Source organism: Pseudomonas bubulae, from assembly GCF_037023725.1.
GTDB classification, from domain to species: Bacteria; Pseudomonadota; Gammaproteobacteria; order Pseudomonadales; family Pseudomonadaceae; genus Aquipseudomonas; species Aquipseudomonas bubulae.
This window is the reverse complement of sequence record NZ_CP146077.1, coordinates 1,946,363-1,969,566: the sequence shown is the minus strand read 5'-3', so window position 1 is coordinate 1,969,566 and position 23,204 is coordinate 1,946,363. Positions and strand designations below refer to the sequence as shown.

General features: G+C 58.4%; 20 protein-coding genes. 8 read left to right on the top strand and 12 right to left on the bottom strand.

Annotated features, from left to right (window positions below):
- Positions 1–30 precede the first annotated feature (30 nt).
- From V6L81_RS09135 to V6L81_RS09120, 4 genes are all read right to left on the bottom strand, one after another.
- Positions 31–1,353, bottom strand: a complete 1,323-nt coding sequence (locus V6L81_RS09135) for an MFS transporter (protein ID WP_095003039.1) — start codon at positions 1,351–1,353, stop codon at positions 31–33.
- Positions 1,354–1,612: 259 nt separating this feature from the next.
- Positions 1,613–2,434: an ATPase gene (locus V6L81_RS09130; RefSeq protein ID WP_095019405.1), complete on the bottom strand. Its 822-nt coding sequence runs from the start codon at positions 2,432–2,434 to the stop codon at positions 1,613–1,615.
- Between the two features lie 29 nt (positions 2,435–2,463).
- Positions 2,464–3,462, bottom strand: coding sequence for an NAD(P)-dependent oxidoreductase (locus tag V6L81_RS09125; protein WP_095003037.1), 999 nt, complete (start codon positions 3,460–3,462; stop codon positions 2,464–2,466).
- Between the two features lie 38 nt (positions 3,463–3,500).
- Positions 3,501–4,397 (bottom strand): LysR family transcriptional regulator ArgP, encoded by an 897-nt coding sequence (locus tag V6L81_RS09120; RefSeq protein WP_240882002.1) that lies wholly within the window; start codon positions 4,395–4,397, stop codon positions 3,501–3,503.
- Between the two features lie 103 nt (positions 4,398–4,500).
- Between V6L81_RS09120 and V6L81_RS09115 the strand changes: the two genes are divergently transcribed.
- The 7 genes from V6L81_RS09115 (at position 4,501) to V6L81_RS09085 (ending at position 14,162) form a co-directional block, all read left to right on the top strand.
- Entirely contained in the window at positions 4,501–5,103 is a 603-nt protein-coding gene (locus V6L81_RS09115) for a LysE/ArgO family amino acid transporter (RefSeq protein ID WP_095003035.1), read from the top strand.
- 205 nt (positions 5,104–5,308) lie between these two features.
- Positions 5,309–5,905 carry a superoxide dismutase gene (locus V6L81_RS09110; RefSeq protein ID WP_095003034.1) on the top strand — a complete coding sequence of 199 codons (597 nt, stop codon included), beginning with the start codon at positions 5,309–5,311 and terminating at the stop codon, positions 5,903–5,905.
- Between the two features lie 219 nt (positions 5,906–6,124).
- Positions 6,125–8,200, top strand: a complete 2,076-nt coding sequence (locus tag V6L81_RS09105; RefSeq protein WP_404824666.1) for a putative bifunctional diguanylate cyclase/phosphodiesterase — start codon at positions 6,125–6,127, stop codon at positions 8,198–8,200.
- 161 nt (positions 8,201–8,361) lie between these two features.
- Positions 8,362–9,708 (top strand): imelysin family protein, encoded by a 1,347-nt coding sequence (locus V6L81_RS09100; RefSeq protein ID WP_095003032.1) that lies wholly within the window; start codon positions 8,362–8,364, stop codon positions 9,706–9,708.
- Between the two features lie 835 nt (positions 9,709–10,543).
- Entirely contained in the window at positions 10,544–11,959 is a 1,416-nt protein-coding gene (locus tag V6L81_RS09095; protein WP_095019401.1) for a di-heme oxidoredictase family protein, read from the top strand.
- Positions 11,960–11,985: 26 nt separating this feature from the next.
- The gene (locus tag V6L81_RS09090; RefSeq protein WP_095003363.1) at positions 11,986–13,050 is read left to right on the top strand and encodes an imelysin family protein; all 1,065 of its coding nucleotides are present in this window, start codon (positions 11,986–11,988) and stop codon (positions 13,048–13,050) included.
- A 14-nt stretch (positions 13,051–13,064) separates the two neighbouring features.
- Entirely contained in the window at positions 13,065–14,162 is a 1,098-nt protein-coding gene (locus tag V6L81_RS09085) for a DUF1513 domain-containing protein (RefSeq protein WP_095003362.1), read from the top strand.
- A gap of 176 nt (positions 14,163–14,338) precedes the next feature.
- Here the strand turns inward: V6L81_RS09085 and V6L81_RS09080 are convergent, their stop codons facing one another.
- The 5 genes from V6L81_RS09080 to colR all read right to left on the bottom strand — a co-directional run bounded on the left by V6L81_RS09080 (position 14,339) and on the right by colR (position 18,110).
- Positions 14,339–14,560, bottom strand: coding sequence for a hypothetical protein (locus V6L81_RS09080; protein WP_095003361.1), 222 nt, complete (start codon positions 14,558–14,560; stop codon positions 14,339–14,341).
- Positions 14,560–15,276, bottom strand: a complete 717-nt coding sequence (locus tag V6L81_RS09075; RefSeq protein ID WP_095019398.1) for a lipopolysaccharide kinase InaA family protein — start codon at positions 15,274–15,276, stop codon at positions 14,560–14,562. The genes V6L81_RS09080 and V6L81_RS09075 overlap by 1 nt, the downstream gene beginning before the upstream one ends.
- A gap of 3 nt (positions 15,277–15,279) precedes the next feature.
- Complete coding sequence (locus tag V6L81_RS09070; RefSeq protein WP_338660624.1) at positions 15,280–15,960, bottom strand: class I SAM-dependent methyltransferase; 681 nt, start codon at positions 15,958–15,960, stop codon at positions 15,280–15,282.
- A 196-nt stretch (positions 15,961–16,156) separates the two neighbouring features.
- Positions 16,157–17,437 carry a HAMP domain-containing sensor histidine kinase gene (locus V6L81_RS09065; RefSeq protein WP_095003358.1) on the bottom strand — a complete coding sequence of 427 codons (1,281 nt, stop codon included), beginning with the start codon at positions 17,435–17,437 and terminating at the stop codon, positions 16,157–16,159.
- Positions 17,427–18,110 carry a two-component system response regulator ColR gene (gene colR, locus V6L81_RS09060; protein WP_016779797.1) on the bottom strand — a complete coding sequence of 228 codons (684 nt, stop codon included), beginning with the start codon at positions 18,108–18,110 and terminating at the stop codon, positions 17,427–17,429. Before colR ends, V6L81_RS09065 begins: the two co-directional genes overlap by 11 nt.
- 203 nt (positions 18,111–18,313) lie before the next feature.
- Between colR and V6L81_RS09055 the strand changes: the two genes are divergently transcribed.
- Positions 18,314–20,263 carry an LTA synthase family protein gene (locus V6L81_RS09055; RefSeq protein WP_095020922.1) on the top strand — a complete coding sequence of 650 codons (1,950 nt, stop codon included), beginning with the start codon at positions 18,314–18,316 and terminating at the stop codon, positions 20,261–20,263.
- Positions 20,264–20,489: 226 nt separating this feature from the next.
- Here the strand turns inward: V6L81_RS09055 and groL are convergent, their stop codons facing one another.
- The 3 genes from groL to V6L81_RS09040 all read right to left on the bottom strand — a co-directional run bounded on the left by groL (position 20,490) and on the right by V6L81_RS09040 (position 23,185).
- Positions 20,490–22,130, bottom strand: a complete 1,641-nt coding sequence (gene groL / locus V6L81_RS09050; RefSeq protein WP_016779795.1) for a chaperonin GroEL — start codon at positions 22,128–22,130, stop codon at positions 20,490–20,492.
- A gap of 49 nt (positions 22,131–22,179) precedes the next feature.
- Positions 22,180–22,473, bottom strand: a complete 294-nt coding sequence (locus V6L81_RS09045) for a co-chaperone GroES (protein ID WP_016779794.1) — start codon at positions 22,471–22,473, stop codon at positions 22,180–22,182.
- 241 nt (positions 22,474–22,714) lie between these two features.
- Positions 22,715–23,185, bottom strand: coding sequence for an FxsA family protein (locus V6L81_RS09040; protein ID WP_095003356.1), 471 nt, complete (start codon positions 23,183–23,185; stop codon positions 22,715–22,717).
- Between the last annotated feature and the right edge of the window lie 19 nt (positions 23,186–23,204).

The following is a 23,204-nucleotide window of genomic DNA, read 5'->3' as shown; positions in this document are numbered from 1 at the left end:
AGGCTCGCTCCCACGAGTGTTACTGCGCGATCAGTCAGTCTCGATGCGCGAGTGCTTGCGGGTGTCTTTCATGGTGGCGTACACCGCCAGCGAGCAGGCAATACAAGCTGTCACGTACCAGTAGTAACCGGTTTCCATACCTGCACTCTTGAACCACAGAGCGATATATTCAGCTGTACCGCCGAAGATCGACACGGTCAGTGCGTAAGGCAAACCAACACCCAGTGCGCGAATTTCCGTGGGAAACAGTTCCGCTTTCACCACGGCGTTGATCGAGGTGTAGCCACTGACAATAATCAGCGCGGCCATGATCAGGAAGAACGCACCCCACCAGGTGGTAATGGTGTGCAGAGTGGTCAGGATCGGTACGGTAAACAGGGTACCCAGTACACCGAAGGCGATCAGGATCGGACGACGGCCGATCTTGTCGGAAAGCGCGCCCACCAGCGGCTGAATGCACATGAACAGAAACAGCGTGGCGGCCGAGATGGTGGTGGAATCCGAGATGCTCATGCCCACCGTGTTCACCAGGTACTTCTGCATATAGGTGGTGTAGGTGTAGAACGCCAGCGTGCCGCCCATGGTCAGGCCAACTACGGTCATCAGCTCTTTGGGGTGGCGCAGCAGGGTGCGCATGGCGCTTTCTTTAGGCTTGACCCTGGTTTTTTTGAACGACTCGGTTTCTTCCATGCCTCGACGCAGATACAGCGCGACCACGGCACACAGGGCGCCGATCACGAACGGTACGCGCCAGCCCCAGCTGTACAGTTGCTCTTCGGTGAGGGTCTGTTGCAGCACGATCAGCACGCCCAAAGCGATAAGCTGCCCCGAGATCAGGGTTACATACTGGAAGCTCGAGAAGAAACCGCGACGTTCCTTGGTCGCCATTTCACTCAGGTAAGTGGCCGAGGTACCGTATTCGCCACCCACCGACAGGCCCTGCAGCAAGCGGGCGAAGACCAGCAGGACAGGCGCCCACACGCCGATGGTTTCGTATCCCGGCGACAGGGCAATTACCAGCGAACCGAAGCACATCAACAGGACCGAAGCCATCAGCGCGGCCTTGCGGCCTTTGCGATCCGCGTACAGGCCCATTAGCCAGCCGCCGATCGGGCGCATCAAAAAGCCCACGGCGAAGATCGCGGCGGTGTTGAGCAGTTGTGCGGTGGTGTCGCCCTTGGGGAAGAAGGCCTTGGCGAAGTACAGCGAAAACGCGGCGTAAACGTACCAGTCGTACCACTCGACCATATTGCCGACGGAACCGCTGAAAATCGATTTGATACGGCTGGAGGTGGTCTTTTCTTTAGGCGCCGCAGACACGGCCCCGGCAGGCAGGGTGCTGGAGTTATCCATTGAATGGATCCTTCTTTCATTGTTTTTTTATAGCGCGTCAAAACGCGAGCTTGCTGGGCTATAGCAGAACTTGTGCCAACGCTTGAGACCACGGTTTACATGGCTTGCGGGAGATGGGTAGGCGGGAATCCGCTGATTTTCAGCGTTGCAATAAGCGGAAATCCGCCGACAGGCACATGCAGGTATGACTGACGCCACACATCAGCCCCCTCTCCCTGCGGGAGAGGGCCGGGGTGAGGGGCAAACCCTCAGCACAGGCTCAAGGTCGAGCGCTGATCTGCTTCTGCAGGTTCTGCATCTGGCTTTGCAGGGTGTTGATGTTGCGCGTCATCTGGGCACGGAACACATCGAACTCGGCAGCATTGGCACCTTGAGCTGGTGCCGGACGGTTCTCAAGTTCGCTTTTGAGCACGATCATATCCTGCTCCAGGCGCTCCACCGCCGCGCCCGGGTTGCCCTGTTTCTTCAAGGCCGCCACATCCGTGGCCTGTTGGGCGACACCTGCCTTGAGCGTGGCCAGTTCAGTACCCAGACTCTTGATATCGGCTTCGAGCCTGGCCTGGCTTTCTTTCTGGGCAGTCACTTGCATCAACATCGCGGCATTGATTTGCTCAAAGCGCTGATCCAGATCCCCCTGCTGCCCCGCCACCAGCCCTTGCTGACGCTTGCTCTGCTCAAGCAGCTGTTCTTCTAGCTGCTTGATCTGCAACTTCAAGGCTTCGCTGCCATTGTTGATTGTCGATTCACTGGCAACCACCTTGCCGGATATGGCCTGCAGGCGCCCGGCTGCCTCTTCGCTGATACGGGCAAAGCTCTCCTGGGTGGCCACCAACTGCTGCTCCATCAGCGAAATCTGCTGGAAGCTCCACCAGCCCAGCCCGCCAACGGCCACCAGCAAGGCGCAGATCATGGCCCACAAAGGCCCGGTACTCGGACCCTTGACCTTGATCACCGGGGTATTGCGCGAATACACCGTAGTGCGCTCACGGGCACCAAAGCTGGACGCCGGTTCGTCATGGTCATCGGTATCGGCGCGAAGGGTCGGCACATTGTCAAAGTCGTCGCGGGCATCGTTACGCATCGTAAACCTTTAAAAATGGCGGCAAGTGGTTAGCGGTAAGGGGATTCCTGAGCTTTCCACCAACCACAGAATTCATCAAGCGCGGACCACAGACTCACCTTGGGATCGTAGTCGAGGTAGTGCCGGGCGCGGCTGATGTCGAGGGTAAAGTCTTTATCCATGATCTGCACCCCCAAACGCGAGAGTGACGGTTCGGGCTGCCCCGGCCATAACTTGCAGGCAGCTTCGTTAAGCGCGCCACGGCTGTAGGCCGTGGCGTAACCACGATAACGGGTCACTTGGGGCACGTTCATCTGGCGCATCACATAATTGACCACATCCCAATACGGTATCGGCGTGCCATTACTGATGTTGTAGGCCCTGCCCAACGCCGCTGCACTGCTCAACAAGCTGCTCATCAGCGCTTCGTTGAGGTTTTGCATACTGGTGAAATCGACCTTGTTCAAACCGTTGCCAACAATGGCCAGACGACCTTTGCGCTGCTGTTTGATCAATCGCGGGAAGAGGCTCATGTCCCCTGCCCCCGTCACAAAACGCGGGCGCAGGGCAATCACTTCAAGGCCAAACTCCTGGGCACCAAACACCTTCTGCTCCGCCAGGTTTTTAGTGGCGGCAAAAGGGTGCCTGAAGCGCTTGGGCAACTGTTCTTCGGTCAGGTCGGTGTGGTTGCGACCATCGAAGTACAACGCTGCCGATGACAAATGCACCAGGCGCCGCACCCGCTGTTTCAGACAGGCTTCAACTACGTTTTCAGTCACCAGCACGTTATCGCGGTGGAAGTCCTGATAACGCCCCCAGGCACCCACGTGCCCCGCACAATGCACCACCGCATCGACATCCACACACAAGTCGCGCACCAGCAGGCCATCGGTCAAATCACCCGGGATAAATTCAGCGCCGCGTCGCACCAGATGTTCGACACCTTCGGCCCGACGCCCGCTGACCCGTACGTCAAAGCCCTGCTCCAGGGCAAAACGCGCAAAGCGTCCGCCAATGAAGCCGCTTGCGCCGGTGACCAGAATCTTCATCAATCACTCCAAATGCTGTAATTCGTGCTGCTTGCTCTTTAAACGCCGGTTATCAGGCCAAAGGCACTAGCCGAACGCGATAAATGTTCGGTCAGTTGCCCCAGCAGTTGTCCGCCATTGCGCCAATGATGCCAGTACAATGGCACGTCGATGGGCTTATCTGGCAAAAGCTCCACCAGGCTGCCATTTTCCAATTGTTCGCGCACTTGCAGCTCAGGCACCAGCCCCCACCCAAGACCGGCCTCGGTCAAACGAATGAAGCCTTCTGAGGATGGGCACAAATGGTGCTCGAAGCCGCCGTCCACCCCCAGTGCCGCCAGGTAACGATGTTGCAGAAAATCATCCGGGCCGAACACCAGCGCAGGGGTCTTGGGCAACTGCGCGGCGCTGACGCCACCCGGAAAATGCCGGGCGATAAACGCCGGGCTGGCCAGAGCGCGGTAACGCATGGCGCCCAGCAGCACACTGCGGGCCCCGGCGACCGGCCGTTCACTGGCACACAGGCAGGCAGCCACTTCACCGGCGCGCATGCGCTTGAGGCCAACGGTCTGATCCTCAACCACAAGGTCCAGCAACAGGTGCTGCTCGGCGCAAAAATCCCCCACGGCCGGCGCCCACCAGGTGGCCAGGCTGTCGGCATTCAAGGCGATGCGCAGGCGCTCGGGCAAACCTTCATCGTCCAGCGCCGGCACCGCACTTTGCAAGTCACGCTCCAGCAAACGCACTTGCTGTACATGGTTGAGCAGGCGCCGGCCGATTTCGGTCGGGCTTGGCGGCGTGGCGCGTACCAGCACCGGCTGGCCGATACGGGCTTCAAGCAATTTGATGCGTTGGGAGATGGCCGATTGGGACAGCCCAAGCACCTGCGCCGCCCGTTCAAAACCGGCCTGTTCCACAACGGCGGCCAGGGCCGAGAGCAACTTATAGTCGAACATCAGTTTTCCTAATGAGCGATCAGCAATATTGGTTTTTCTTATACATCCAAGGGCAGGAGAATAGCCAGCAGCAACCCCGCCTGCAGTACAACGAGTAATCCTTATGTGGCAAAGCTACCTTAATGGCCTGTTGGTCGCGTTCGGCCTGATTATGGCCATCGGCACCCAGAATGCCTTTGTGCTGGCGCAAAGCCTGCGCCGTGAACACCACCTGCCCGTGGCGGCATTTTGCGTAGTGTGCGATGCCCTGCTGGTGGCGGCCGGGGTGTTTGGCCTGGCGACCCTTCTGGCGCAAAACCCGCTATTACTCAGTGTTGCGCGCTGGGGCGGGGCGGTGTTCTTACTCTGGTACGGCACCCAGGCGCTGCGCCGGGCGTTTTCCACATCGAGCCTTGAGCATTCTGCCAGCCAGACTGCCCGCTCGCTCAAGGCAGTGATGCTCAGCGCACTGGCCGTCACCCTGCTCAACCCCCACGTTTACCTTGATACAGTGTTGCTGATCGGTTCCCTTGGCGCCCAGCAAAGCGTGCCCGGCGCTTATGTGGTGGGCGCGGCCAGTGCTTCGCTGATGTGGTTTTTCACCCTGGCGCTGGGTGCTGCCTGGCTTGCACCGTGGCTGGCACGGCCAAACACCTGGCGCATCCTGGACTTGCTGGTAGCGGTGATGATGTATGCAGTGGCGCTGCAGTTAATTGTTTCGGGCTGAGCATAACCCTGTTCCCACAGGCAAAAAAAAATAGTCCCACATGTGCTGAAACGTCTATCCCACACAGTTGTCGCGTGGTTATGCCGTCACCCCGGTGCTATGATCCTGACCCTGCGCCGCAAAGAGTAAAAACTCATCGGCGCGTGTTTGGCCGCCCGTGATCGGCCTTGCGCTCATCGCAACTGACCTGATTAGGAGAATCATCATGGCTTTCGAATTGCCGCCGCTGCCGTACGCACACGATGCCCTGCAGCCGCACATCTCCAAAGAAACCCTGGAGTTTCACCACGACAAGCACCACAACACCTACGTCGTGAACCTGAACAACCTGGTGCCAGGCACCGAGTTCGAAGGCAAAACCCTGGAAGAGATCGTCAAAACCTCTTCGGGCGGTATCTTCAACAACGCCGCTCAGGTCTGGAACCACACCTTCTACTGGAACTGCCTGGCGCCAAACGCCGGCGGCCAACCGACTGGCGCGCTGGCTGATGCCATCAACGCTGCCTTCGGTTCGTTCGACAAGTTCAAAGAAGAATTCAGCAAGACTTCCATCGGCACCTTCGGCTCCGGCTGGGGCTGGCTGGTGAAGAAAGCTGACGGTTCCCTGGCCCTGGCCAGCACCATCGGCGCCGGCAACCCGCTGACCAGCGGCGACACCCCGCTGCTGACCTGCGACGTTTGGGAACACGCCTACTACATCGACTACCGCAACGTGCGTCCGAAGTATGTAGAAGCGTTCTGGAACCTCGTTAACTGGAAGTTCGTTGCTGAGCAGTTCGAAGGCAAACCCTTCACTGCCTAAGTCTCGCTCCAGATAAAAAAACCCGGCATTGCCGGGTTTTTTTTGGCTTGCTAAAAAGCCCATCCAATCCGGGCCAGCTAGTATGAAAGCGGCGGGAATTTTTCAGGCTGCGCCTCAAGTTCAAGGTGAAGATACCGACACAGTAGCCGTTACAAGCGCTGCACATTGGTCACTTGCACTCTGGCAAAAAATCGTTCACATACAAGGCCACAGGCATTAATGGCAGGAACAGGGAATAGCGCTTTGAAGCGGCAATTCAAAAACAGCTTGTCACTCAAGTTGCTCCGCATCGTGCTGCTTTCAGCAGTGGTCGTTGGAGGCGTGCTGAGCTGCGCACAGATCGTGTTCGACGCCTACAAAGTCCGACAAGCCGTTACGGCAGATGCCGAACGAATCCTCGACATGTTTCGCGACCCCTCAACCCAGGCGCTTTACAGCCTGGATCGCGATATGGCCATGCAGGTTATCGAAGGTCTGTTCCAGGATCCGGCGGTGCGCAAGGCTGCCATCGGCCATCCCAATGAAGCGCCGCTGGCCGAAAAAAACCGCGAGTTGCAAAGCTCATCGAGCCGCTGGGTGACCGACCTGATACTGGGTCAGGAGCACAGGTTCCGCATTCCGTTAGTTGGCCAAGGCCCATACAGCGAGTACTACGGCGACCTGAGCATCACCCTCGACACCGCAACTTACGGTCTGGGCCTGTTGACCGATTCGGCGGTGATGCTGTTTTCCGGCCTGTTGCGCGCTCTGCTCATGGGGCTGGTGTTGTATCTGGTCTATCACTGGCTGCTGACCAAGCCGCTGTCAAAAATCATCGGGCACCTCACCAGCATCAATCCCGATCGCCCCAGCGAACATGTGATCCCTCTGCTCAAGGGCCACGAGCACAACGAGCTAGGGGTGTGGGTCAATACATCCAACCAGTTGCTGGCCTCGATCGAGCGCAACAACCGTTTGCGCCACGAAGCCGAAAGCTCGTTGCTGCGCATGGCCCAGTACGACTTTCTCACCGGCCTGCCCAACCGCCAGCAATTGCAGGGGCAACTGGGCAAGATCCTCACCGATGCAGGCCGCCTGCAACGCCGCGTCGCCGTGCTGTGCGTGGGCCTGGACGACTTCAAGGGCATCAACGAACAGTTTGGTTATCAAACCGGCGACCAGTTGCTCCAGGCCCTGGCCGACCGTTTGCGCGCCCACAGCGGCAGCCTCGGTGCGCTTGGCCGTCTGGGCGGCGATCAGTTTGCCCTGGTTCAGGCCCATATCGAACAGCCCTATGAGGCTGCCGAACTGGCCCAGAGCATTCTCGACGACCTCGAATCGCCGTTCAGCCTTGACCAGCAAAATATCCGCCTGCGCGCCACCATCGGCATCACCCTGTTCCCTGAAGACGGCGATACCACTGAGCAGTTGCTGCAAAAAGCCGAACAGACCATGACCCTGGCCAAAAGCTATTCGCGCAGCCGTTATCAGTTTTATATCGCCAGCGTCGACCGCGAGATGCGACGCATGCGCGAACTGGAAAAAGACCTGCGCGAAGCCCTGCTGTGCAACCAGCTTTACCTGGTCTATCAACCGCAGATCCGCTACAGCGATCACCGCGTGGTCGGCGTAGAAGCCCTGCTGCGCTGGCAACATCCGGAGCACGGCATGGTGCCGCCCGACCTGTTTATTCCGCTGGCCGAGAAAAACGGCAGCATCATTGCCATTGGCGAATGGGCGCTGGACCAGGCCTGCGGCCAGCTGCGCGAATGGCACGACCTGGGTTTCAGTGAATTGCGCATGGCCGTCAACCTGTCCACCGTGCAGTTGCACCACATAGACCTGCCCCGGGTGGTCAACAACCTGCTGCAACGCCACCGCCTGGCCCCGCGCAGCCTTGAGCTGGAAGTGACTGAAACCAGCCTGATGAAAGACATCAGCACCGCCGCCCAGCACCTGCTGAGCCTGCGACGCTCCGGTGCATTGATTGCGATTGATGATTTCGGTACCGGTTATTCATCCCTGAGTTACCTCAAAAGCCTGCCGCTGGACAAAATCAAGATTGATAAAAGCTTTGTGCAGGACCTCATCGATGACGGTGACGATGCCACCATCGTGCGCGCCATCATCCAGCTCGGTAAAAGCCTTGGCATGCAGGTCATCGCCGAAGGTGTCGAAACGGTCGAACAGGAAGCCTATGTGATCGCCGAGGGCTGCCATGAAGGCCAGGGCTACCTGTACAGCAAACCCCTTGGGGCACGGGAGTTGGTGGCTTATCTCAAGCAGGCCCGACGTAACAAGGCCGTCATTATGTAAGTCCTTATTTCGAGATTCACGAAAGACCCGGGGCAGAGCTGAAGTAAATAAGAAATATTTCCAACAGTAGCCCTTTACAGAAAATGCATATCTTTCGCATCATGTGGCAGTTTCGCGTGCAGCCGCACGCTTGTCCCACCTCTCGAAGCAGGATTTTCGCCATGATTCGTATGCCTCTGGCTACCGCCAGTCTGCTGGCCATTGCTATCTCACTCGCCGGCTGTGGCGACAAGGACAAGGAAAAAACCGCAGCAACCCCTACGCCAGCAGCCGCCACCAGTACCGCGACGCCTGCCACTGACATCACGGCGGCAAAAGTCGACGAAGCTGCCGCCAAGGCCGTCGTTGCCCATTACGCCGACATGGTTCACGCCGTGTACAGCGATGCCGAAAGCACTGCCAAGAAACTGCAAACCGCCATCGATGCATTCCTGGCCAAGCCCAACGACGAGACCCTCAAAGCTGCCCGTGCCGCCTGGGTTGAAGCTCGCGTGCCTTACCTGCAGAGCGAAGTGTTCCGCTTCGGTAACACCATCATCGATGACTGGGAAGGCCAGGTGAATGCCTGGCCCCTGGACGAAGGCCTGATCGACTACGTTGACGCCAACTACGCCGGCGCACTGGGCAACCCGGGTGCCAACGCCAACATCATCGCCAACCCCCAGATCCAGATTGGTGAAGACAAGGTCGACGTAACCGAAATCACCCCGGAAACCCTGGCCAGCCTCAACGAGCTGGGCGGCTCCGAAGCCAACGTAGCCACCGGCTACCACGCCATCGAATTCCTGCTGTGGGGCCAGGACCTCAACGGTACGGGCCCGGGTGCAGGCAACCGTCCTGCTTCGGACTATCTGGAAGGCGAAGGCGCCACCGGTGGTCATAACGATCGTCGTCGCGCCTATCTGAAAGCCGTGACCCAACTGCTGGTCAACGACCTCAACGAAATGGTCGGCAACTGGGCACCAAACGTGGCTGACAACTACCGCGCTACGCTGGAAGCCGAGCCGGTACAAAACGGCCTGCGCAAAATGCTGTTCGGCATGGGCAGCCTGTCGCTGGGCGAACTGGCCGGCGAGCGGATGAAAGTGTCCCTGGAAGCCAACTCCCCTGAAGATGAGCAGGACTGCTTCAGCGACAACACCCACAACTCGCACTTCTACGATGCCAAGGGCATTCGCAACGTGTATCTGGGTGAGTACGTGCGTGCTGACGGCACAAAAATGACCGGCCCAAGCCTGTCGTCGCTGGTGGTGGTCATTGACCCGGCTACCGACGCCACGCTCAAATCCGATCTGGCCGACACCGAAGCCAAGATCCAGGTCATGGTTGACCGCGCCAACAAGGGCGAGCACTACGACCAGTTGATCGCAGCTGACAACGCTGCGGGCAACCAGGTTGTGCGTGATGCCATCGCTGCCCTGGTCAAGCAGACCGGTGCCATCGAGCAAGCCGCTGGCAAGCTGGGCATCAGCGACCTGAACCCGGACAACGCCGATCACGATTTCTGATCTGCAACGTTTGAGTGAATGAACAATAAGGCGACCTTCGGGTCGCCTTTTTTGTAGGCCGCTTCGGCGCGAGCAAGAGAACTTCAACATCGAGCCTGCTCGCTACGACAAGGTTTTGCCTTTGCCTTTGCTTTTGCTGTGGCCACTCGATTAGCCAAGCGACGTGAATGCCCCTCACAGAAGGCCGAACGCAGGTGCTGTTATGGGGGTGGCGCGGCAGGACGCCGCGCCAACCGCGATGGGCCATGGATGGCCCGTCGCGGCGTGCCCCCATAACAGTGCCGGAGTGAGGGCGGAACCCGTAGAGAGCCGTGGCACATCGAATGGATATGTACTTGGTGGCTCTAACTTGAACTTTGAGTACATATCCGGCATTCATGTCTAACTGGGATATTGGTTTCGCTCTTACAGCGAGTCACTTTTTCCAGACGCCGAAAAAGTAACCAAAAAGGCTTGCCCCTGGCGTACGGCCTTCGCTGCGCTCAGGTTCCCTCGCTCCGGTCCCGCTCCGTGGGCACGCCGCCACGGGCCATCCATGGCCCATCGCGGCTCTCCCGGCATCCATGCCGGTCGACCCACTGCGCAGAACCTCCACTCGGCCTGCCGATGGGGCCAGCAGATCAAAATCAAAAGCCAGATCAAAAGCGGCCGAGGCGGTCGAGCGGCCGGTATGGATGAGGGATTTGCGAACAACAGGCGGGCTTGATCGGCAACAGAGTTTCTACAGGGTCATTTGTCTGCCCCAAGTCACAGCAAACGCTAATCCCTCTTATTTCAATTCCCCTTCCCTGCTAAACTTTGCGCCCTCGATTTTGCTCGCTGATCTGGACGTTTGATGCCTTCGTTGCCTCTTCGCCTGTCTCTGCTGCTCATGGCCCTGTGCCTTGGCGGTTGTGATAATGCCCCGCGCTTTACCAAACCCGAGCCCGGCGAAGCCCGCTCAGGCGGGGCTACTACGGTGCGCAAAACCGATCAGAACTCGTTTTCCATGCCCTCGGCCAACTTGTCGCCCACCCGGCGCCTGGATTTCAGCGTCGGCAACAGCTTCTTTCGCAGCCCCTGGGTCATAGCCCCGTCCACCACAACCGCCCGTGATGGCCTGGGCCCGTTGTTCAACACCAACGGCTGCCAGAACTGCCACATCAAGGATGGTCGCGGCCACCCTCCCGCTCCGGGCGCCAAGAACTCGGTGTCGATGCTGGTGCGCCTGTCGATCCCCAACGACCCTGCTTACGCCACGCTGATCGAGCAAGCAGGCATCGTGCCCGAGCCGGTCTATGGTGGCCAGTTGCAGGATATGGCCGTGCCCGGTGTAGCTCCCGAAGGCAAGGTTCGGGTCGATTACGAGCCGGTCACCGTGCGTTTCAAGGACGGCACTGAAGTCGAACTGCGCAAGCCCACCCTGCAGATTACCCAGCTGGGTTATGGCCCGATGCATCCCGACACCCGCATGTCGGCCCGCATTGCACCCCCGATGATCGGCCTGGGGCTGCTCGAGGCCATCCCCAACGAAGCCATTCTGGCCAATGCCGACAAACGTGAGGGTATTGCCGGGCGCCCGAACTGGGTGTGGGATGACGCGCAACAAAAGACAGTGTTGGGTCGTTTTGGCTGGAAAGCCGGGCAACCGAACCTCAATCAACAAAATGTTCACGCTTTTTCTGGTGATATGGGGCTCACGACTTCCCTGAGGCCCTTCGATGACTGCACCAAGGCCCAAACTGCCTGCCTCGAGGCGCCCAACGGCAATGGCCCGGATGGCGAACCCGAGGTCAGCGACAACATTCTGCGCCTGGTGGAGTTCTACACTCGCAACCTGGCCGTACCCGCCCGCCGTGATGTCGGCGCACCCCAGGTGCTGGCCGGGAAAAACCTGTTCTACCAGGCCGGCTGCAACTCATGCCATACGCCAACGTTCACCACATCGGCCAACGCCGCCGAGCCCGAGCTGGCCAATCAGGTCATCCACCCCTACAGCGACTTGCTGCTGCACGACATGGGCCCGGGCCTTGCCGATAACCGCAGCGAATTCGCCGCCAGCGGCCAGGACTGGCGTACGCCGCCGTTGTGGGGAATCGGCTTGACCCAGGCGGTAAGTGGCCACACCCAGTTTTTGCACGATGGTCGTGCCCGCAACCTGCTGGAAGCCGTGCTCTGGCATGGCGGCGAGGCCGAACCGGCCAGGCAGCAGGTGTTACGCTTTAATGCCGAGCAACGCGCCGCGTTGCTGGCGTTCCTGAACTCTCTTTAACGCTTTACAAGATCGGGGACCCCGACATGTTTCGACCCAAGCTGTTGTTCACCAGCCTTGCCGCCATCGCCCTGGCGGCCTGCTCGCCACAAGACCCGCAGGCCGTCACCTCGGCAGCCATCGCCAAACAAGTGATCCTGCCTACCTACAGCCGCTGGGTTGAAGCTGACCGCCAGTTGGCCGTCAGCGCACTGGCCTACTGCCAGGGCAAGGAAACCCTGGAAACGGCCCGCGCCGACTTCCTGCATGCGCAAAAAGCCTGGGCCGAGCTGCAACCTTTGCTGATCGGGCCTCTGGCCGAGGGTAATCGTTCGTGGCAGGTACAGTTCTGGCCGGACAAAAAGAACCTGGTCGGCCGTCAGGTCGAACAACTGGTGATCGCCCAGCCGCAGATCGATGCCGCGGCCCTGGCCAAGTCCAGCGTTGTGGTGCAAGGCCTGTCTGCCTACGAATACATTCTGTTCGACAGCAATATCAACCTGGCCGACGATGCGCAAAAAGCCCGTTACTGCCCGCTGCTGACTGCCATCGGCGAACGTCAGAAGCAACTGGCCGAAGAGATTCTGGCCAGCTGGAACAGCACGGACGGCATGCTCGCGCAAATGAGCAAGTTCCCCAACCAGCGCTACGCCGACTCCCACGAAGCCATCGCTGACGTGCTGCGCGTGCAGGTCACCGCACTCGATACCCTGAAGAAAAAACTCGGCACGCCAATGGGCCGCCAGAGCAAAGGCATCCCGCAACCGTTCCAGGCTGATGCATGGCGCAGCGAGTCGTCACTCAAAAGCCTGGCCGCCAGCCTGGCCGCAGCCCAGACCGTCTGGGCCGGTGTCGACAACAAGGGCCTGCGCAGCCTGCTACCCGCTGAACAAAAACCGTTGGCTGACAAGATCGACGCGGCCTACGCCACCTCGCTCAAGCTGTTCAATGACAACCAGCGCACCCTCAACGAGTTGCTGGCTGACGATGCCGGGCGCGCCCAGCTCAACGCCATCTACGACAGCCTCAACGTGGTTCACCGCCTGCACGAAGGCGAACTGGCCAAGGCCCTGGGCATCCAGCTGGGCTTTAACGCCAACGACGGCGATTGATAAAGGAAGGTTCGATGATGCGCAGGCAAGCACTCAAGCTTGGTGGCTTATTGCTCAGTGCAATCACGCTGGGCGGTTGGTCACTGTTTAAACAGAAAGGCCAAAGCCCGTTGCTGCTGAGTGCCCGCGACGATGCAGACGGCAATCACCTGGCTGTTGGTTATCGTCTGGATGGCACTCAGGTGTTCAGCACCCGGGTCGGCCAGCGCTGCCATGACATCATTAACCATCCGACACTGCCCATTGCCCTGTTCGTGGCGCGGCGCCCCGGTACCGAAAGCTACCTGATCAGCCTGACAGACGGGGAGTTGCTGCAAACCCTGACGTCCCGGCCCAACAGGCATTTTTATGGGCACGCGGTCATCCATAAAGACGGCGAGTGGCTGTACACCACTGAAAACGACACCACTGATCCGGGCCGTGGCTTGCTTGGGGTTTATCGCTTTGAAGGCGAGCGCCTGATCCACAGCGGTGAAATTCCCACCCACGGCGTCGGCCCGCATCAGGTGTCGTGGATGCCTGACGGTGAAACACTGGTGGTGGCCAACGGCGGTATTCGTACCGAAGCCGAAAGCCGGGTCGAAATGAACCTGAACGCGATGGAACCCAGCCTGGTGCTGATGCACCGTGATGGCAGCCTGATCAGCCAGGAAACCCTGAGCCAGCAAATGAACAGTGTGCGCCATTTGGGCATTGCCAGTGACGGCACCATCGTCGCTTGCCAGCAATTTATGGGGGATGCCCATGAGTTGTCGGAACTGTTGGCCATCAAGCGTCCCGGCCAGCCATTTGAACCCTTCCCGGTGGCCGAGCAGCAACTGCGCGCCATGGGCCATTACACCGCCAGTGTCGCGGTTCACAGCGAGTTGCGTCTGGTTGCGCTGACGGCTCCGCGGGGCAATCGGTTCTTTATCTGGGACCTGGACAGTGGCGTGCTGCGCCTGGATGCGCCATTACCGGATTGTGCTGGGGTGGGTGCAGTGGAGGATGGCTTTGTGGTTACGTCCGGCCAGGGCCGTTGCCGTTTCTACGATTGCCGTCAGAGCGAGCTGATAGCCAAGCCATTGGATTTACCCTCGGGGCTTTGGGACAACCATTTGCATATCATGTAGAGCTGCAGAAACACTTGTAGTCGCTGCCTAAGGAAAGAGGCTGCGTCCGGCTGCGCAGCAGTCGTAAACCCAAAGATCACGGTGTATCAGATACACCAACGCTGGATGGCTTTACGACTGCTGCGCAGCCGGACGTAGCCTCGCACGGCTCGTCAACTGCTACAGGGACTTGGCTATTACTTCTTCAGCCCCTGGCTCATTCCAAACATGAACAGCAACAGGTCGTGGTCGGGCCGGGTTGCTACCGCAGCTTTGACCACGCGCGGCAACGGACAATGAGCCCCTATTTGGGCCCCGCTCAACACTCGAGTCACAGGCTGTTCCCATGCGGCAAACGCCACGCCAGCAATGACCAGGGCACCCAGCAGAAACAAACTTCGTGCTATTTCTCGCTTCATCACCGTAAACCTTTGATAGCGCTGCCAAACACTGTTTTATAAAAGTAGATCAGTCTGTCCCACTCTGTAGCACTCCACGACGAATGGCGCCGCAGTTGTTTAAGATCGTGGGAAGCGGCTTTTTGGGCCGTCAGGCGTTGCCGACTTTTTTCCAGGTCCAGCAAAGCCACGTCAACCTCGGCTCCCTCGCCCTGCCCCGTCACCCGTACAAAGACATGTTTGGCGTACAGGCAGCCGTGCTGCCAACGGCCCAGGTGCATACGAGCCAAGGTATGGCCTATCGCTTCAAGCACTCGGTCATGTACCGCTTCACCGCAGCGCTCGCGCTCACCGGCGGCGTACCAGTTATCGATTTCAACAAAGCCTTCCAGGCCCACGGTCACCAGCAATGCACGCCATTGCTTGTCTGTTGCTTGTTGCGCTCCGCAGTACACCAGCTCCGGCACACCAACCGACAAAGCGCTCAAGGCCAGCAACGCATCCTGTTCACGCAACACCGTCGGGCGACCCAGCGGGTAACGCCAGCTACGGTAGGTATGCCCCACCTGTCGTTTGGCGTAGAGCAAGCGCCCTTCACCATCATGAATCCGTTGTACACCACTCTCGCCACCACGACGCTGATTGGGCTCTTCAACCCATTCGCCTTGCTGATTCCAGTAAAACTCGAATGGGTCTTCAGTCGCAGAGGGGGATTGCTGTACAAAATCAACGGTCATGAGTTATCTCTTTCGTAATACGTAAACCCGCCACATCGCATAGAGCGGAATAAAGTCCAAATGGTCCTGAACGGTGAAACTTGCCTTTTTGAATTCCGCCTCCACTGTAGCAGCAGGTAACACAAAACGATTTTGGTAACCGTATTGATCTGCCTCTGCAGCGCGTTGACGCTCGAGACGCTTGCGTTTCCAGGCCTTAAAATTGCCATCTACCCACAATGAGATAATCACACTGTCCCGGCTAACGCGATGAAGCTCCCGTAATAGAGCCATCCGGTGGCTTGCATCGCCAATGTGGTGCAACAAGCGCATGCAAAAAACACTGTCAACCGAGTTGTCAGGCAAATCTATTTCAAAAGCTGACATCTGCAAGCGCCGTACCCGTTTCACTACGTCGGCGGGTTGGGCCAAAGATGCCACCTCCAGCATGGACGCCGAGTTATCGGCACCGATGATCTCGCGGCTTGGCATTTGTGCCAGCAACGGCCAGAAACGGCCCGCGCCACAAGGCAAATCGAGAACGACCTGAGGTTCGCCTGCCAGCTGCAAAGCGCGACGCGCCAATTGTTCATCGCGCTTGTGCGACAAACGTCGGGCCAGGCCGTCCTGATGCTTGATCAGGTATTGCGTAGCGTGATGCTGGTCGTACTTTTCAGAAAATTTGAGTTTGATGATCGAGTTCATGCAAGTGCTCCAGAAGCTAATGAGCACTACCTTAATCAGCGGGACGTGTGCATCAGGTCATGGACAGGTGAAAATTCTGTCAGACCATTCATACAAACATTTCAAGGTTTTACAGGTTGAAAGTACTGGCGCAGGGCCACTTACGTACAGACTTTCGGGGTGTGCGGCCTGCAGAACGCAAGCCGCAGAAAAGACTTCAAACCTCGGCCGGACCAAGCTCGACACGAAAACGGCAGCCATTTGGCTCCATGGTGGTCAGTGTGACCCGCCAGCCCTGGCTATCGCAGATGCGCTGCACCAGTGACAGGCCAAGCCCCAGGCCTTCACCGCGTTTTTCGCTGCCGCGCACAAAGGGCTGAAACATCGCCTGGCGCTTTTCTTCAGGGATGCCCACGCCGCTGTCTTCCACCACAAAACCGCTGGGTTCCAGGGTCAGCCGGATAAACCCGCTGTCGGTGTAGTGCAAGGCATTGCGCAACAAGTTGCCCATGACTGCATGCAGGAAAGTGGCGTTATAACGGGTATCCAGCGGATTGCCGGGGTCGTAGATCAGCTCAAGACCCTTAGCTTCAATCGGCTCGCGCCACAGGCTGATCAGGCCTTCGGCCACGGTAGTCAAGGTCACCGTAGGCGACATGTTGGCATCCTCATGCTGGGCACGGGCCAGCATGAGGAAGGTTTGCACCAGTTCGCGCATTTCCTCACAGGCACGGGAAATACGCTCGACCTGTGAACGACTGCGCTGATCCAGCGACGGGCTTTCCAGCAACAGCTCGCAGGAACTGGCCAGCACCATCAGCGGAGTACGCAGCTCGTGACTGACATCACTGGTGAACAAACGCTCGCGGGTCAGGGTGTCGCGCAACCGACCCAGCGTGGCATCGAACGCCACTGCCAGCTCGCCCACTTCATCGGCCGCATAATCCGGGGCCAACGGCGGCGCCAGCCCCAGTAACTGATCGCGATGGCGAACCTGACGTGCCAGACGGATAACCGGAGCCATCACCCGCCGCGCCAGGGTCCAACCCAGGAACACCGCCAGCGCCAGCGCCAGGACAAAACCGACGGCGACCACAGCAAACAACACGCGCTCGCGCTCTTCAAAATCGCTCTGGTCTTGCAGCAGGACATAACGCCGGCCATCGACCACTTCTACCATCGCGTGATACGACAACTGGTCACGGAACACCTCATGAAAGCCCGGATCCAGATGACGCAGGTCCTTGGGCAGGGCAAAGTCGCCACGCCCGCCACTGAAATAAAACAGCTGGCTCGGCTTGGGGCGATGGTTCCACTCCGCGCCGTTGTCCATCAGCAACAGGCGCTGCAAATCCCCGCCCAGCCCTGCCGATATGAGTTTTTCTTCGACCAGGTGCACGGTGGCAATAATGCCCACAGCGAATGTCCCTGCCACCAGCGCGCTCATCAATGCAAAAGCGATGATGATCCGCTGGGAAAGACTTTGCCTAAACTCCATCACGAACCTCGGCGAGGCGATAGCCCACGCCATGTACGGTGTGCAACAGAGGCTTGTCGAACGGCTTGTCGATGACCTGACGCAATTGGTGGACGTGGCTGCGCAGGCTGTCGCTGTCCGGGCAATCATCGCCCCACAAGGCTTCTTCCAGCACTTCGCGGCGCAATACATGGGGGCTTTTCTGCATGAGTACCGCCAGCAATTTCAAGCCCACCGGATTGAGCTTGAGCAGACGGCCTTCGCGTGTCACTTCCAGGGTATCGAGGTCGTAACGCAACTCGCCGACCTGCAGTTCGCGTCGCCCGCCGCCCTGGGCACGACGCAAAACCGCCTCGATGCGGGCAGCCAGCTCGGACAGGGCAAAGGGTTTTAGCAAATAGTCATCGGCACCTGACTTGAAGCCTTGCAGGCGGTCATCCAACTGGTCGCGGGCGGTCAGCATGATCACCGGGGTATCGCGACGGGCATCTTCACGCAGGCGCTTGCACAGGGTGTAGCCGTCGATGCCGGGCAACATGATATCGAGCACAATCAGGTCGTAATGCTCGGTGGCCGCCAGGTGCAGGCCCGACAAACCATCTTGCGCACAGTCAACGGTATAGCCCTTGAGACCCAGGTAGTCGGCAAGGTTGGCGAGGATATCGCGGTTGTCTTCAACCAATAGAATTCGCATGGGCACTCTCTCCGTTCACAGTTACGGCCGTCTTGGCCCGCGCAGCTTAAGGCCAAGAACCCCGCAGGGCCAGCACCACAGGGCGCTCAGACAATTTAGTTACGACTCTCACATAAATGACATTTTTTTTACTGTCGGTTCACAAACTCAATACAGTGGCGCCGGCACACTTTCGCACCCCCGCGTTTAAGGAAAAACAACTAATGCGTCTGCTGCACACCGCGCCTATGCGCTATCTCCTGCTGTTGACTGGCTGTTGGCTGGCGACCTTTCTAATCACCCGAGGCGTTCTGCTAGTTACACACCTGGGAGAGGCCGGCAACAACTGGCTGCCCGTGTTTGGCATTGGTTTGCTCTACGACCTTGGCTTTCTAGCCTATGCCGCCGTGCCGCTGGGGGGCTATCTGCTGTTATGCCCACCAGCCCTGTGGCGTCGCCGCGGCCACCAGTGGTTCCTGCAGGGCCTGCTGACGGTCAGCTTGTTTGCCATGCTTTTTACTGGCGTGGCCGAGTGGCTGTTCTGGGATGAGTTCGGCGTGCGTTTCAACTTTATCGCCGTGGACTACCTGGTCTACTCCGATGAAGTGCTGAATAACGTACTGGAATCCTATCCAATCGGCATCCTGCTCAGCGCCATCGCCCTGGCTGCCATTGTATTGAGCCTGATAGTGCGTAAACCGTTCAATGCGGCCATGAATGCCGAGCTACCGACACTGGGTGGACGTATCGCCACCTTTGCAGGCCTGCTGCTGGTAGCGGGCCTGAGCCTGCAACTGCTCGACCAGGACAGCCCGCGCGGTCAGGGCGGCAACGCCTACCAGCATGAACTGGCGAGCAATGGCCCTTACCAGTTCTTCGCCGCATTCCGTAACAACGAGCTGGACTACCAGCAGTTTTACGCCAGCCTGCCCACCGATGTAGTGGCCAAACAGTTGCGCGCCGAACTGACCGAGCCCAACGCCACCTTTGTGGGCCAGGACCCACTGGATATCCGCCGCAACATCGATAACCCGGGTGCTGTGCGCCAGCCCAATATCGTACTGGTGACCATCGAAAGCCTCAGTGCCAAGTACCTGGGCAGCAACGGTGATGGCCGCAACCTGACGCCGAATCTGGATCAGCTGCGTAAAGAGAGCCTGTACTTCAACAACTTTTATGCCACCGGCACGCGTACCGACCGGGGCCTGGAAGCCATTACCCTGGCCATTCCGCCGACGCCCGGGCGTTCAATCGTCAAGCGTATCGGCCGTGAAAGCGGCTTTGCCAGCCTGGGCCAGCAGCTCAATGGCGTGGGCTATGACAGCGTGTTCGTCTATGGCGGGCGCGGTTACTTTGACAATATGAACGCCTTCTTCAGCGGCAACGGTTACCGCGTTGTCGACCAAAGCAGCGTGAATGAAGCCGATATTCATTTCAAAAATGCCTGGGGCATGGCTGACGAAGACTTGTACCGCGAAACCCTGAAACTGGCCGATGCCAATTACGCGCAACAAAAACCGTTTTTGTTGCAACTGATGACCACCTCCAACCACCGTCCTTACACCTACCCTGAGGGCCGGATCGACATCAAATCGGGTAACGGCCGCGACGGCGCAGTGAAATACACCGACTACGCCATCGGCCAATTCCTCAACGATGCGCGTAAAAAGCCGTGGTTCGACAATACGATTTTCGTCTTCGTTGCCGACCACACGGCGGGCAGTGCCGGCAAGGAAGACTTGCCGATCACCAACTATCAGATCCCGCTGTTTATCTATGCGCCCAAGTTGATCGACGCCCGTGAAAACTCGCAACTGGCCAGCCAGATCGACCTGGCGCCCACCTTGCTCGGCTTGCTGAACCTGGATTACCAGTCGACCTTCTTTGGCCGCAACCTGTTGCAGGACAACCCGCTGCCGCCGCGCGTGGTCGTGGGCAACTACCAGCACCTGGGCTTGTTTGACGGCAAAGACCTGGCCATTCTCAGTCCGCGTCAGGGGCTGCGCCGCCATGATGATGCGCTGAGCACCAGTATTGAATCGCGGGTAGCGGCGACTGATCCGCTGATTGAGCGGGCAATAGCCTACTACCAGGGTGCCAGTCATGGCTTCAAGCAGCAGTTGCTGGGCTGGAAGCCGGCGCAAAAGGGACATGTGCAGGTTTCAGAACGCTAATTGACCCACGACCCTCACCCCAACCCTCTCCCATAGGGAGAGGGGGCTGATTGGGGCAAACCCCAGCCCCTCTACAGCCTGAATGCATTGAGTTGAATCCTGCATCGGCTCGGTCAAGCCCCTCTCCCTCTGGGAGAGGGCTAGGGTGAGGGGCTTTTAACAGACCTACAAAAAAGCCCCGCCTGATTACTCAGGCGGGGCTTTTGCGTAGCGGGGTAAGGCTGGCTTACATCATGCCGCCCATACCACCCATGCCGCCCATGTCTGGCATGCCGCCAGCTGGTTTGTCTTCCTGGATCTCAGCGATCATCGCCTCAGTGGTGATCATCAGGCTGGCAATCGACGAAGCCGCTTGCAGAGCCGAACGAGTCACTTTAGCCGGGTCAAGGATACCCATTTCGATCATGTCGCCGTATTCACCAGTGGCTGCGTTGTAACCGTAGTTACCCGAACCCTGCTTCACTTTGTCGACAACTACGCTTGGCTCATCACCGGAGTTGGCAACGATCTGGCGCAGAGGTGCTTCAACAGCACGACGCAGCAGAGCAATACCCACGTTCTGATCAGCGTTGTCGCCTTTCAGTTCGGAGATGGCTTGCAGAGCGCGAACCAGTGCCACGCCACCGCCAGGTACCACGCCTTCTTCAACGGCTGCACGAGTAGCGTGCAGGGCGTCTTCAACGCGGGCTTTCTTCTCTTTCATTTCTACTTCGGAACCAGCGCCAACCTTGATCACTGCAACGCCGCCAGACAGCTTGGCCAGACGCTCTTGCAGTTTTTCACGGTCGTAGTCCGAAGTGGTATCAGCCACTTGAGCACGGATCTGGGTAACACGTGCCTGGATGTCCGCATCGTTGCCAGCACCATCGATGATGGTGGTGTTTTCTTTGGACAGGATCACGCGCTTGGCGTTACCCAGGTGCTCCAGGGTAGTGCTTTCCAGGCTCAGGCCGATCTCTTCGGAGATTACGGTACCGCCAGTCAGAACAGCGATGTCCTGCAGCATTGCTTTACGACGGTCACCGAAGCCTGGTGCTTTGACAGCAGCGACTTTAACGATACCGCGCATGTTGTTCACAACCAGAGTCGCCAGGGCTTCGCCTTCAACGTCTTCAGCCACGATCAGCAGTGGACGGCCGGCTTTTGCAACGGCTTCCAGAACTGGCAGCATTTCGCGGATGTTGGAGATCTTTTTGTCAACCAACAGGATCAGCGGGCCGTCCAGCTCAGCCACCATGGTGTCTGGCTTGTTCACGAAGTAAGGGGACAGGTAGCCACGGTCGAACTGCATGCCTTCAACAACAGACAGTTCGTTTTCCAGGCCCGAGCCTTCTTCAACGGTGATCACGCCTTCTTTACCGACTTTTTCCATGGCTTCGGCAATGATTTCGCCGATGGAGCTGTCGGAGTTGGCAGAAATGGTACCAACCTGGGCAATTGCCTTGCCGTCAGCGCATGGCTTGGCCAGTTGACGCAGTTCTTTGACGATAGCGATGGTCGCTTTGTCGATACCGCGCTTCAGGTCCATCGGGTTCATGCCGGCAGCGACGGCTTTCAGGCCTTCGTTGACGATCGACTGAGCCAGAACGGTTGCAGTGGTAGTACCGTCACCAGCGTCATCGTTGGCACGGGAGGCAACGTCTTTAACCAGCTGCGCGCCCATGTTTTCGAAGCGGTCTTTCAGCTCGATTTCTTTTGCAACGGACACGCCGTCCTTGGTGATGGTCGGAGCGCCGAAGCTCTTCTCGATGATCACGTTACGGCCTTTAGGGCCCAGGGTCGCTTTTACTGCGTCAGCCAGGACGTTTACACCAGCCAACATTTTTTTGCGGGCGGAGTCGCCGAATTTAACTTCTTTAGCAGCCATGTTCGTTCTTCCTTAAATACTTTGTAGTAACGGGAAAAGGAGCGGGAAATCAGCCTTCAATTACAGCGAGAATCTCGTTCTCAGCCATAACCAACAGGTCTTCGCCGTCGACTTTTACAGTGTTGCTGCCGGAGTAAGGGCCGAACACAACCTTGTCACCCACTTTAACGGCCAGTGCACGCACTTCACCGTTGTCCAGAACGCGACCCGTACCAACGGCGATCACTTCACCGCTGTTAGCTTTTTCAGCAGCAGAACCCGGCAGAACGATACCACCAGCGGTTTTCTTTTCTTCTTCGCTGCGACGGATTACGACGCGGTCATGCAGAGGACGAAGCTTCATTGTCGATCTCTCCTAATTGAGGTGTTCATCGGCCGGTGTCAATACCGGCTGGGTTTACAAGTCCGGAAATGCCGGGTGCGATTCGCGGTTGGGATTTTGCTGTTGCCAGTAAAACCCTGCGGTGTCCGTTACATAAGGGCGCATCCACTTATTACAAGGGCACGCCCACGAAATTTTTAACCTGGCGTGCCACTTGAAACAGACACGGCACCCAAGGTGCCGTGTTGATAACGCCAAAGCCTTATTTATCGCGATGCTCGAACTCGCCTTCGATCACATTGGGCTCACGCCCCAAAGGCTGATGGGCACGTGGTCGTGCGGCTTCGAAGTCTTCGGCAAACGCACGCTGGCGGATGGCCTGTTCTTCAGCACGCTTGCGCAGGCGGTTGACCAGAAACCGGCGAACTGGCGGGAACAGCAACAACAGACCGGCCGCATCGCTGATAAAACCAGGCAGAACCAACAGTCCACCACCCAGCGCCAGCATCAGGCCTTCAAGCATTTGCTGAGCAGGCAGCTCGCCGCGATTCAGGCTTTCGCGCGCTTTGAGCGCCGTGGCCAAGCCTGCGACGCGAACGACCAGAACACCCAGCATGGAGCCGGCAATGATCAGCAGCAACGCGGGGAAAAACCCTATGGCGGTGCTGACCTTGAAAAAGACGTACAGCTCTAGCACTGGAAACAACAGAAAGAGCAATAGAAAAGCGCGCATCAAATGATTCCTCTCCGGA